The organism is Lentibacter sp. XHP0401 (assembly GCF_025751535.1).
GTDB lineage: Bacteria > Pseudomonadota > Alphaproteobacteria > Rhodobacterales > Rhodobacteraceae > Lentibacter.
Genome location: NZ_JAOWLC010000010.1, coordinates 151,627 through 161,958, shown reverse-complemented (window position 1 = coordinate 161,958; position 10,332 = coordinate 151,627). Strand labels below are relative to the sequence as shown.

Genomic DNA, 10,332 nt, shown 5'->3' with positions numbered 1-10,332 from the left:
GGCGCTTTCTGAAAGAAAGCTGCCGAGACCCCGCCTCGGTTGAAATAGAAAGGGCCGCCCGACAGGGCGGCCCTTTTGTTTTGTTGATGCTGTCGCGGCACTTTGTTACGGTTTTGGAAACAATGCAGAAGCAGACCGAGCATGACAAACCCCTATGAAGATCTGGAAGCGCAGGCGTTCTGGCGCACTGCGGTGGCCCAAAAAGGTGCGTTGGCTTTAGAGCGGCTTTGGCAGCCTAAATTTCAGGTCAAACCCGAGCACAAGATTGTGACAGCGGGGAGTTGTTTTGCCCAGCACATCGGGCGCGCGCTCGCGGAGCGGGGATATCACTGGTTTGATGCCGAACCTGCACCGCCCTGGCTGCGCGCGGCGGATGCACGCACATTCAACTACAGGATTTTCAGCTTTCGGACGGGCAATATTTATACGCCGCGCATGTTGTTGCAATGGCTGCGGCTTTCGTTTGAAGGCGGAGAAACCGAGCTTTGGGAAGCTGGGGGGCGCTGGTATGATCCGCTGCGCCCCGTGATAGAGCCGAGCGGCTTTGCGAGCCGTGATGAACTGCTTGAGGCCCGCGCCGCGACGCTGGCAAGCTTGAGGCGGGCTGTGAGCGAGGCCAGCGTTTTTGTGTTTACGCTCGGGCTTACTGAGTGTTGGCGCAACAGCGAGACGGGGTTTGAGTATGCGCTTTGCCCCGGCACGGTAGCGGGGGCGGCGTTTGACGCTGGGCTGCACAGCTTTCACAACACGGGCTTTGACGAGTTGCGCGAAGATCTGGAGGCGGCGTTGGCCTTGATGCGCGTGCAGAACAGCGACTTGCGGGTTTTGCTCACGGTTTCGCCTGTGCCGCTTGTGGCGAGTGCGTCGGGTGAGCATGTGCTGACGGCAACGAGCCATTCCAAGGCACTTCTGCGCGCTGTAGCGGGCGAGGTTTCCGGCAGGAGCGGGCAGATTGATTATTTCCCGTCCTACGAAATCATCACGCACCCTGTTTTTCGGGGCATGTTCTTTGCGCCGAATATGCGAAGCGTTGTTCCGCAGGGGGTCGCAACTGTGATGCGGCATTTCTTCACGGAGCAGGTGCGGGTTTTTGGCGAGGTCGTCCCTGCGGCTGCACCAAAGCAGAAGGCGCCACGTAAGGCCAAGGGGAATGCTGATCTGGTCTGCGAAGAGGAGATGCTCAATGCCTTCGCAAAGTAAGCTTGTTGTGTTTGGTGACAGCAATATCGCTGCTGTGCGCCATGCCTATGACGAGGGCTTGATGACGTTTGAAGGCTATGACGTTGAGTTCTGGGGCGCAGCGGGGCCAGAATACCGGAATATTGTTTACAACAATGGGGCGCTGAAGGCGATGAAGCCGGATGCGCAGAAAACCGTTCTGATGGTGAACGGTAAAGGGCGAAAGCTGCTGAAGCCCGATGATTTTGATGTGTTTGTTTTTTATGGCGTAAGGCTGCGGCTGGCGGAGTTTTTCAGCGCGTACCTTGATCTGCTGCTCGACCCCGACCGCGCGATCAGTGAGGCGGCGTTGGACCACGCTGCGGCGCAGTTTCTTCAGGAGCGTCGGGCCGTGCGTATGGCGCAGATGTTGAAAGCGGACGGGGCCAGGGAGATTGTCTTTGTCTATGCAGGCTTTCCTTGCTGGGGGATTGTTGACCAGACCGAGGCAGGCGGTGTGCTGGACAGCTTTCCGCGTGTTGTTGAGGCGAAGCCTGAACATCGTGCACGGCTCTGGGGCGCATTGGAACGTGCGTTTGAGGCGCTTGGGCTCGGGTTGATTGCCCAGCCGGAGGAAACGGTTGTGCAGGGTATGTTCACGGATGAAACCTACGCGGTTGCGGATGCGGCCAAGAATCAGGATGCAGTTCACAAAGCGCCCGCTTATGCAGCCAAGCTTTTGGAAAAGCGCTTCTGATTGCAAAAATCGCCTTGATTTCCGACGCCGCGCGATTTATCCGATAGCTCGGCCTTAGGGGTATAGCTCAGTTGGTAGAGCGACGGTCTCCAAAACCGTAGGCCCACAGTTCGAGTCTGTGTGCCCCTGCCATTTTCCTTAGATACTTGTGTTTCAAGCATTCCAAGCCTAGTCCCACACGGGATAGGCATGAATGCTGCAAGATATGGGGAGACATGTGACATGAGGCTATATCAGCGCATTCTGGGCGAACGCTTCACGGAGCTTGCGCCTGAGATTCAGGCGCTTCATGCGCAGGTTGGTATCAAAGACGGCGAGATCACTTTGCGCGTGTCGCCGCTGATGCAGCTTTTGGGATATCCTCCGCCGTGCAAGGATGCGCCTATGTGGTTTGCCACGCGCGAGGAAGACGATACGGCGATCTGGCGGCGGCAGATCAAGGACCGCGAGTTGCGCTCGGAGCTTTGGCAGGCTGGTCCGCATATTGCCGAGCGGATGGGCGCTGTGACGGTGACATCAGCGCTTGTTATCGAGGCGGGCGCAGTCAGGCTTGAGCCTAAGGCGGTGCGGTTTTTTGATATCCCCTTGCCACGTATGCTTTGGCCGCGCGTTGAGGCGCGCGAATGGGGAGCCAATGGCAAGTATCACTTCAAAATTGAAGTGCGCGCCCCCCTCGCGGGGTTTGTGCTGCTGGCCTATGAAGGCTGGCTTACGCCTTAGGGGGCGAGAAGCGTAGGCTCAGGCAGGACATGCCGCCATCAAGCTTGGCTGCTTCCGAATTGCCGACCTCGTGGATTTTGTAGCCCGCTTTATCGAGCGCCTCTGCCGTGCGGGGAAAACCTGCGGGCATGATGACCAGCTCGTTAAAGCGGATGGTGTTGCCGCAGGCTTCCTCGCCCTCGGCGGTGTGGATGACGCGGTAGCCTTCAAAGCAGCCTGATGCATCAAGGCGCTTTGTGGAGAGGATGGTTTCCTCGTCCAGAAGCGAGCAGTCGGTTTTGAAATGCAGAACGCCTTCGGGTGTTGCCACCTCGCGCACGGTGTAGCCCCAATCGGCAGTTGCGCGGCGGAGCGCCTCAATACCGCCAGATGTGGTGCGGGCAGAGGTTCCGACGAGGATCTCTTTTTCAGTGGTCAGGATATCACCGCCTTCGATGAAGTCGGGCGCTTCGATGGTGCGGATATCGCTGTAAAACTGCGCCAGTGTCGGAGCCATGATCGCGGCTTCACCAAGTCGGCTTGGCGCACCGGGGCGCATGACGACAGCGCCTTGTGGCAGGCAGAGCGCGGCGTCTTCGACGAATACGCTGTCGGGGTAGTCTTCCAGCGCATCGAGCAGCTCGACATGTGCGCCCGTGGAGCGCAGGGCTTTTACATAGTCGGCGTGATGCTCGGCAAAAAGTGACAGATCGGGTGTGCCTGTATCAACAGCGCGCAGGCCTTGCACGATGCTTTGCGAGGGCTTGCGAGAGATGGCATGTGTGAAGGTATATGAGCGAGACATGGTGCGCCTTTAACTGCGGGATTGTTTCGGGATGCGGTTTTCCAGATAGCGGAAGCCGACGACAAGTATGCCAGTGAGGCAGAGATAGATGCCAGCAACAAACAGGAGCGGTTCGTATATTTTGTAGGTTTCCGTGCGCACGATCGAGCCGATGCCGTAGACCTCGTAGATAGTGATCGTGGCCGCCAGAGGGGTTGCCTTGAGCGTGAGAATAAACTCGCCTGTGAGGGTCGGGAAGGTGTTTTGCAAGGCGCGGGGCAGCCAGACGCGGCGGAGCACCTGAAAGGGCGTCATGCCGACGGCGCGGGCAGCCTCAAGCTCGCCCTTGGGCACACCACGGAAGGCGCCACGCATGATCTCGCCTTCGTAGCCTGCCACCGAGAGGGAGAAAGCCAGCACCGCATAGGGGAAGGCTTCGCGCAGGTAAGGCCAGATGACGGTTTCACGGATGCCGGGGATGGACGGGAAAAGAGAGCCGACACCGTAGTAAATGAGCCAGAGCTGGATGAGCAGGGGCGTGCCCCGGATCACGGTTGTGAAGCCACGCGCCAACCACGCCAAGGGGCGTGGGCCGGTGACCTGGACAAGGCCAATGGGAATGGCCAGCGACATGCCGATGAGGACGGACCAGAACAGCAGCTGAAGCGTGACCCAGAGGCCCTGCGCAAACTGCGGAAGATATTCGGGGAGCCATGACCAATCCATGCGCTTAACTCTGCGTCGGCTGGCCACGGCGGAAGCGCCGTTCGACCAGTGAGAAAACGCCTGTGGAGACGAGTGACAGCATGAGATAGAGCGCGGCAGCGGCGACATAGAACATGAAATACGCCTTGGTGATACCTGCGGCCTGCTTTGTTTCAAGTGCCAGTTCGGAGAAGCCGACGACTGCCAGAAGTGCGGTTTCTTTGGTAGCGATGAGCCAGAGATTGGCAAGGCCCGGCAGCGCGAAAGGGATCATCGCGGGCAGAATGATACGCCAATGCGATTTGAAAGCCGACATGCCTATGGCGCGGGCGGCCTCGATCTGCCCGAAGGGGACAGCCTGAAACGCGCCACGCAGAACTTCTGTGGAGTAAGCGCCTTGCACGAAGCCGATGACATAGATGCCGGCCCAGAGACCGCTGATATCGGTGCGCTCGAACCCCATTGAGGTGAGCGCCATGTTGAGCAGGTCGGTTCCGAGGTAGTAGAGCAACAGGATGAGCACCAACTCGGGAACCGCGCGGATGACTGTTGTGTAGGTGGTGAGCACGCCACGCAGGACAGGGCCACCGTAGATTTTGCCGAATGCTCCGAAGAGGCCGAGAGCGAGGCCGAGTATATAAGCGCCAAGGGCGATCTGGAACGTGCTCCACAGCCCGCGCAGCAGGTTGCCGCCCCATCCGGGGGGCGAAAGGGCCAAGAGTTCAAGTGCGTTTTCCATGAGATCCGATCAGGCAGGGAAGCGCGCGGCAGCACAAGCCGCCGCGCGCGAGGGGCGATTAGCCGCCGTAGATGTCGAAATCGAAGTATTTCTTCGAGATTTCTTCATAAGTGCCGTCTTCGCGGATTTGCTTGATGGCTGCGTTGAACTTATCGGCAAGTTCGGTGTCTTCTTTGCGCAAGCCGACGCCAGCCCCCGGGCCGAAGATTTCTTCGTCGATCAGCTCTGCTTTGACTTCCATGTCGGGGGTTGCTTTGAGGAACTCTGAGAAAGCCAGTGAGTCAGCGACAACTGCGTCAACACGGCCTGCGACGAGGTCTTGGTTGTGCTCGTCAAAAGTGCTGTAGGATTTGATGGTTGCGTCACCAAAGTGCTTTTCGGCGTAGTTTTGGTGAATGGTCGACACCTGAACACCGACGATTTTGCCGCCGATGCTGTCAGGGCCGATATCCATGCTTTTGGGTGCAACGAGCACGGCGGGTGTGTTGTAGTATTTGTCGGAGAAGTTGATGGTTTCTTTACGCTCATCGGTGATCGACATGGATGCGATGATCGCGTCGATTTTGCCGCCGAGAAGGGCAGGAATGATGCCATCCCATGCCACGTCAACGACGACACATTCTTCTTCCATCGCGGCGCAGAGCGCGTCTTTCATATCGACTTCCCAGCCTTCCCATTCGCCAGCCGAGTTTTTGGCTGTGAAGGGCGGGTAAGCTTCGGCGGCGAAGCCGATTTTGATTTCGGCTGTGGCGGCTGTGGCTGTGAACGCCAGAGCAGCGACTGTGCCAAGGATTGATTTAAGGTTCATGAGTAGTCTCCCGGTTGGTTTTTTGTTGGTTAATAGGTGGTTTGAATGAACGATGCGAACCGCTCACTGCTTGGGTTCGTGAAGATGTCTTCCGGTGCGCCGCGCTCTTCGACGCGGCCCTCATGGAGATAAACAACTTCGGACGAGACATCGCGCGCAAATCGCATTTCATGCGTCACGAGGATCATGGTGCGGCCTTCTTCGGCGAGGCCGCGAATAACTTTGAGCACTTCGCCCACAAGTTCGGGGTCAAGCGCCGAGGTCGGCTCGTCAAAGAGCATAACTTTGGGTTCCATCGCCACGGCGCGGGCGATGGCGGCGCGTTGTTGCTGGCCACCAGAGAGAAAGGCCGGATACTGATCGCGTTTGTCATAGAGGCCGACCCGCTCAAGGATAGCCTCCGCGCGTTCGCGGGCCTCGGCTTTGGGCACGCCGAGCACCTGAACCTGACCTTCCATCACGTTTTGCAGCACGTTCATGTGCTGCCAGAGATTGAAGCTTTGAAACACCATCCCAAGCTGTGAGCGCAGCCGCGCGACCTGCTTTTTATCAGATGGCACGCGGTTGAGCCCCGTGCCTTTGAATTTGACCTCTTCACCCGAGAGACGGATGACTCCCGACGTGGGCAACTCAAGCAGGTTGATGCAGCGCAGGAAGGTGCTTTTGCCTGAGCCGGAAGAGCCGACAATCGAGACAACATCGCCTTCACGCGCAGTCATCGACACACCTTTGAGAACTTCAAGATCCCCAAATGATTTGTGCAGGTCTTCAACTTCGAGTGTAGCAGCCGTGTTATTTTGAGTTGTTTTATCGGTCATGCGTTTTTTGTTTTTCTCCCCGTGCAAACAGAGAATCTTATGTTTGCACCGTTCGAAGCTTAGTTTCTTGGCTCCGATTGGCAATCTTTTTCTGAAATTCAGTGGGTTGACCCTTGGGAAGCGTAATAACGAAGGCGGGCGCAGCCAAGGCAAAGCTGATTTGTTATGCTGTATTTGGAACGGGAGGGCAGGTCTGCGCCATCTGTGGCGGGGCCTCGACCATTGTTTTCTAGCGCGTCAACACAGTGTTGACGGAGTGGAATAGGGGCTGACATGTGCTTTGGGCTGTGGTTTCAGGAGTGATAATGGCAAAGCGGGGGGCGAATGCGCATTGATTTAAGCGATATAGAAGCCGCGCAACGCGTGATTATCGGACAAGCCGATGCAACGCCGATGTTTGCTTCGCCATTCATGACTGCGGCTGCGGGCCAGCCGTTTTGGTATAAATGCGAGCTGATGCAGCCGATCGGCGCCTTCAAGCTGCGCGGGGCGATGAACGCTGTTGCCAACCTGCCCGAAGGCACGCGCGGGGTGACATGCTGCTCGACAGGAAACCACGGACGCGGTGTGGCCTATGCTGCGGCAAAAGCAGGTCTGCGCGCGGTGATTTGCATGTCGGAGCTTGTGCCGGGCGCCAAGGTTGAGGGCATCAAGGCGCTGGGCGCAGAGGTGCGTATTGTCGGGCGGTCGCAGGATGACGCGCAGATCGAGGTGCTGCGGCTTGTGGCTGAAGAGGGGCTTGCCGAGATTTCGCCGTTTGACGACCGACATGTGATTGCGGGGCAAGGCACAATAGGGCTTGAGATGCTTGCGGTTTGTCCCGAACTTGAGGCGATTTATGTGCCGCTGTCGGGCGGTGGGCTGGCGGCGGGTGTGGCGATTGCCGCCAAGGCGCTCAGTCCTGCAATCAAGGTCTACGGGATCAGCATGGAATCCGGGGCAGCGATGTATGAGAGTCTTCAGGCGGGTGCGCCTGTAGATGTGAAAGAATGGCCAAGCCTTGCCGACAGTCTGGGCGGGGGGATCGGGCTGAACAACCGGTTCAGTTTTGCGCTCTGTCAAGGGTTGCTAGATGACGTTGTGCTGGTGAGCGAGGCCGAGATTTACCACGCCATGCAGGTTTTGTTTTATGAAGACCGGATGGTGGCAGAGGGAGGCAGTGTTGTTGCGCTGGCTGCAATGCTGACCGGCAAGCTACCCAAGCCGCAAGGGCCTGTGGCGACGATCCTGTCGGGGCGTAACGCCGATATGGCGCAAGTTTCGCGGATTATGGCGGGGCAGAGCGTGATGCTGGGGGGCGTGGAACTGAAAGGGAGGCCATATGGCACGTGAAATTTCGATTGTGACAGAGGCCGAGTTGCGCGGGCTTGTTTCGCTAAATGGCGAGCTTGTCGAGGTGATCGAGCGGGGCTTTGCGGCTTTGGCGCAGGGCAAGGTGATCATGCCGCCGATTTTGTCGATGGAGCTGCTTGCGGCCAATGGCGAGGTTGATGTGAAGACGGCCTACATTGAGGGATTTGACGGTTTTGCTATTAAGGTCAGCCCCGGTTTTTTTGACAACCCCAAGCTTGGCTTGCCGAGCCTTAGCGGGCTTATGGTGTTGATGTCGGCCAAGACAGGGCAGGTGCAGGCGGTGTTTCTGGACAACGGTTACCTGACCGACTTGCGCACGGCTGCGGCGGGGGCTGTTGCCGCGAAGCACCTTGCGCCGGAGCATGTGCGCGTTGCGGGCGTGATTGGTACGGGGGTGCAGGCGCGGCTTCAGATGCAGGCCGCCTATCTGGCGCGCCCGTTCGAGCGGCTTCTGGTTTATGGGCGGGACATGCAGAAGGCTGCGCGCTGTGCGGCGGATTTGAGCGAGGCCCTCGGGATTGATTGCGAGATGATCACGGATGCGGCCGACCTTGTGGCGCAGAGCCAGCTTGTGGTGACAACAACGCCAGCGCGGATGCCTGTTCTGAAGGCTGAATGGCTGCACGAGGGGCTGCACATTACCGCAATGGGTGCAGACCAGACCGGCAAAAACGAGATCGACCCGAGGGCGCTTGCGCTGGCCGATCTTTATGTGGCTGACCGTGCGAGCCAAGTTGACGTCTCGGGCGAGCTTGAAGCGGCTCTGGCAGCAGGAGCATGGCCGCTTGGCACGCAGCCTGTAGAGCTTGGCGATGTCATCACGGGTAAAGCCGCGGGGCGGCAAAGCGAGGCCGATATCACTATATGCGACCTCACGGGCACGGGCGCGCAAGACACGGCGATTGCAACCTATGTGGCGCAAGTCATGGGCGATATCGGCACGAAAATCCGAAGTTAGGGCAATTTCCTCTGGAAATACGTGTTCATTTTTGGCAGAGATGGGGCGCGCATTAACCCAACCATCTGCACGCTGAGCTCCGGCATAAAGGTGAGATGCCAACTATAGGAGCATTTTCCATGCTTAAAAACGACCATCTTGAACAGTGGGACCGTGAGAATTTTTTCCATCCCTCAACGCATTTGGCAGACTTCGCCCGCGGTGTGACGCCTCAGCGGATTATAACGGGGGCCAAGGGCTGTCATATTGAAGACCGTGACGGCAACCGCCTGCTCGATGCTTTCGCAGGGCTTTACTGTGTGAACGTCGGCTACGGGCGCGAAGAGATTGCAGAAGCGATTGCGGCGCAGGCCAAGGAGCTGGCCTACTACCACTCTTACGTGGGACACGGAACCGAGGCGAGCATTACGCTTTCCAAAATGATCTTGGACCGCGCGCCCGGGAATATGAGCAAGGTTTACTTTGGTCTTGGCGGCTCTGATGCAAATGAAACCAACGTGAAGCTGATCTGGTATTACAACAATATTCTGGGTCGCCCCGAGAAGAAAAAGATCATCAGTCGCTGGCGTGGTTATCACGGCTCGGGCCTTGTGACAGGCTCGTTGACGGGGCTTGAGCTGTTTCATAAGAAGTTTGATTTGCCGCTCTCTCAGGTGGTGCACACCGAAGCGCCGTATTATTTCCGCCGTGACAATCTTGACCAGTCCGAGGCCGAGTTTGTTGCGCATTGCGTGGCCGAACTTGAAGCGCTGATCGAGCGCGAGGGGGCTGACACTATTGCGGCCTTTATCGGTGAGCCTGTGCTTGGCACGGGAGGCATTGTGCCGCCGCCTGAAGGCTACTGGGCCGCTATTCAGGAGGTGCTGGAGCGTCATGACATTCTGCTTGTGGCTGATGAAGTTGTCACCGGTTTTGGGCGCCTCGGCACAATGTTCGGCTCCGAGCATTACGGCATGAAGCCTGATCTTATCACCATCGCCAAGGGTCTTACTTCGGCCTATGCGCCGCTTTCGGGCTCGATTGTGAGCAAGAAGATGTGGGCGGTTCTTGAGCAGGGCACGGACGAAAACGGCCCCATCGGACACGGCTGGACATACTCTGCGCACCCCATCGGGGCGGCGGCAGGTGTTGCCAACCTCAAGCTGATTGACGAGTTGAACCTCGTTCAGAATGCAGGAGAGATGGGTGGATACCTTAACAAAGCCATGGCCGATGCGCTTGGGGACCATGCCCATGTCGGCGATGTGCGCGGCGAGGGGATGCTCTGTGCTGTCGAGTTTGTGAAAGAGCGCGACGGTCGCGTTTATTTTGATGCCTCCGAGAAGATCGGTCCGCAGATTGCGGGTGCTTTGTTGGCGGAGGGTGTTATTGGCCGTGCGATGCCACAGGGTGACATCCTAGGTTTTGCGCCGCCCTTCTGCCTCACGCGCGAAGAGGCGGACGAAGTTGCCGGCAAGACCGCCAAGGCGGTAAAATCTGTTCTGGGCTAAGGCATTAGGCTCTGACATTATGGCCCCGATGTTTGAAAGAGCATCGGGGCTTTTTTTATGGGA

At 58.0% G+C, this 10,332-nt stretch carries 11 protein-coding genes and 1 tRNA gene; 7 read left to right on the top strand and 5 right to left on the bottom strand.

What is annotated here, in order from left to right; all coding sequences use genetic code 11:
* The first annotated feature begins 141 nt into the window (after positions 1 to 141).
* The 4 genes from OE750_RS13865 to OE750_RS13850 all read left to right on the top strand — a co-directional run bounded on the left by OE750_RS13865 (position 142) and on the right by OE750_RS13850 (position 2,635).
* Positions 142 to 1,200, top strand: coding sequence for a GSCFA domain-containing protein (locus OE750_RS13865; protein WP_263764860.1), 1,059 nt, complete (start codon positions 142 to 144; stop codon positions 1,198 to 1,200).
* Entirely contained in the window at positions 1,184 to 1,915 is a 732-nt protein-coding gene (locus OE750_RS13860) for a hypothetical protein (protein WP_263764859.1), read from the top strand. Before OE750_RS13865 ends, OE750_RS13860 begins: the two co-directional genes overlap by 17 nt.
* 56 nt (positions 1,916 to 1,971) lie before the next feature.
* Positions 1,972 to 2,047 (top strand) — tRNA-Trp (locus tag OE750_RS13855).
* Positions 2,048 to 2,137: 90 nt separating this feature from the next.
* Complete coding sequence (locus tag OE750_RS13850) at positions 2,138 to 2,635, top strand: DUF4166 domain-containing protein (RefSeq protein WP_263764858.1); 498 nt, start codon at positions 2,138 to 2,140, stop codon at positions 2,633 to 2,635.
* Here the strand turns inward: OE750_RS13850 and OE750_RS13845 are convergent.
* The 5 genes from OE750_RS13845 to OE750_RS13825 are packed head-to-tail and all read right to left on the bottom strand — an operon-like array spanning position 2,625 to position 6,468.
* Positions 2,625 to 3,419: a dimethylarginine dimethylaminohydrolase family protein gene (locus tag OE750_RS13845; protein ID WP_263764857.1), complete on the bottom strand. Its 795-nt coding sequence runs from the start codon at positions 3,417 to 3,419 to the stop codon at positions 2,625 to 2,627. The two genes, OE750_RS13850 and OE750_RS13845, sit on opposite strands and share 11 nt — an antisense overlap.
* Positions 3,420 to 3,428: 9 nt before the next feature.
* On the bottom strand, positions 3,429 to 4,124 hold the full coding sequence (locus OE750_RS13840) for an ABC transporter permease (RefSeq protein ID WP_263764856.1): 696 nt from the start codon (positions 4,122 to 4,124) through the stop codon (positions 3,429 to 3,431).
* 4 nt (positions 4,125 to 4,128) lie between these two features.
* Positions 4,129 to 4,842, bottom strand: coding sequence for an ABC transporter permease (locus tag OE750_RS13835; RefSeq protein WP_263764855.1), 714 nt, complete (start codon positions 4,840 to 4,842; stop codon positions 4,129 to 4,131).
* A gap of 58 nt (positions 4,843 to 4,900) precedes the next feature.
* Entirely contained in the window at positions 4,901 to 5,650 is a 750-nt protein-coding gene (locus OE750_RS13830) for a transporter substrate-binding domain-containing protein (protein WP_263764854.1), read from the bottom strand.
* A 29-nt stretch (positions 5,651 to 5,679) separates the two neighbouring features.
* Entirely contained in the window at positions 5,680 to 6,468 is a 789-nt protein-coding gene (locus OE750_RS13825; RefSeq protein WP_263764853.1) for an ABC transporter ATP-binding protein, read from the bottom strand.
* Positions 6,469 to 6,792: 324 nt separating this feature from the next.
* Between OE750_RS13825 and eutB the strand changes: the two genes are divergently transcribed.
* The 3 genes from eutB to OE750_RS13810 all read left to right on the top strand — a co-directional run bounded on the left by eutB (position 6,793) and on the right by OE750_RS13810 (position 10,269).
* Entirely contained in the window at positions 6,793 to 7,800 is a 1,008-nt protein-coding gene (eutB, locus tag OE750_RS13820; RefSeq protein WP_263764851.1) for a hydroxyectoine utilization dehydratase EutB, read from the top strand.
* Positions 7,790 to 8,779, top strand: coding sequence for a cyclodeaminase (locus OE750_RS13815; RefSeq protein WP_263764850.1), 990 nt, complete (start codon positions 7,790 to 7,792; stop codon positions 8,777 to 8,779). Before eutB ends, OE750_RS13815 begins: the two co-directional genes overlap by 11 nt.
* Before the next feature lie 119 nt (positions 8,780 to 8,898).
* Positions 8,899 to 10,269, top strand: coding sequence for an aspartate aminotransferase family protein (locus OE750_RS13810; RefSeq protein ID WP_263764849.1), 1,371 nt, complete (start codon positions 8,899 to 8,901; stop codon positions 10,267 to 10,269).
* Positions 10,270 to 10,332 lie beyond the last annotated feature (63 nt).

Bases quoted from the DNA above. Each gene is read 5' to 3' on its own strand.
- OE750_RS13840 (WP_263764856.1), bottom strand. From the start codon at position 4,124: ATGGATTGGTCATGGCTCCCCGAATATCTTCCGCAGTTTGCGCAGGGC.
- OE750_RS13835 (WP_263764855.1), bottom strand. From the start codon at position 4,842: ATGGAAAACGCACTTGAACTCTTGGCCCTTTCGCCCCCCGGATGGGGC.
- OE750_RS13810 (WP_263764849.1), top strand. From the start codon at position 8,899: ATGCTTAAAAACGACCATCTTGAACAGTGGGACCGTGAGAATTTTTTC.
- OE750_RS13845 (WP_263764857.1), bottom strand. From the start codon at position 3,419: ATGTCTCGCTCATATACCTTCACACATGCCATCTCTCGCAAGCCCTCG.
- OE750_RS13860 (WP_263764859.1), top strand. From the start codon at position 1,184: ATGCCTTCGCAAAGTAAGCTTGTTGTGTTTGGTGACAGCAATATCGCT.
- eutB (WP_263764851.1), top strand. From the start codon at position 6,793: ATGCGCATTGATTTAAGCGATATAGAAGCCGCGCAACGCGTGATTATC.
- OE750_RS13865 (WP_263764860.1), top strand. From the start codon at position 142: ATGACAAACCCCTATGAAGATCTGGAAGCGCAGGCGTTCTGGCGCACT.
- OE750_RS13825 (WP_263764853.1), bottom strand. From the start codon at position 6,468: ATGACCGATAAAACAACTCAAAATAACACGGCTGCTACACTCGAAGTT.
- OE750_RS13850 (WP_263764858.1), top strand. From the start codon at position 2,138: ATGAGGCTATATCAGCGCATTCTGGGCGAACGCTTCACGGAGCTTGCG.
- OE750_RS13815 (WP_263764850.1), top strand. From the start codon at position 7,790: ATGGCACGTGAAATTTCGATTGTGACAGAGGCCGAGTTGCGCGGGCTT.
- OE750_RS13830 (WP_263764854.1), bottom strand. From the start codon at position 5,650: ATGAACCTTAAATCAATCCTTGGCACAGTCGCTGCTCTGGCGTTCACA.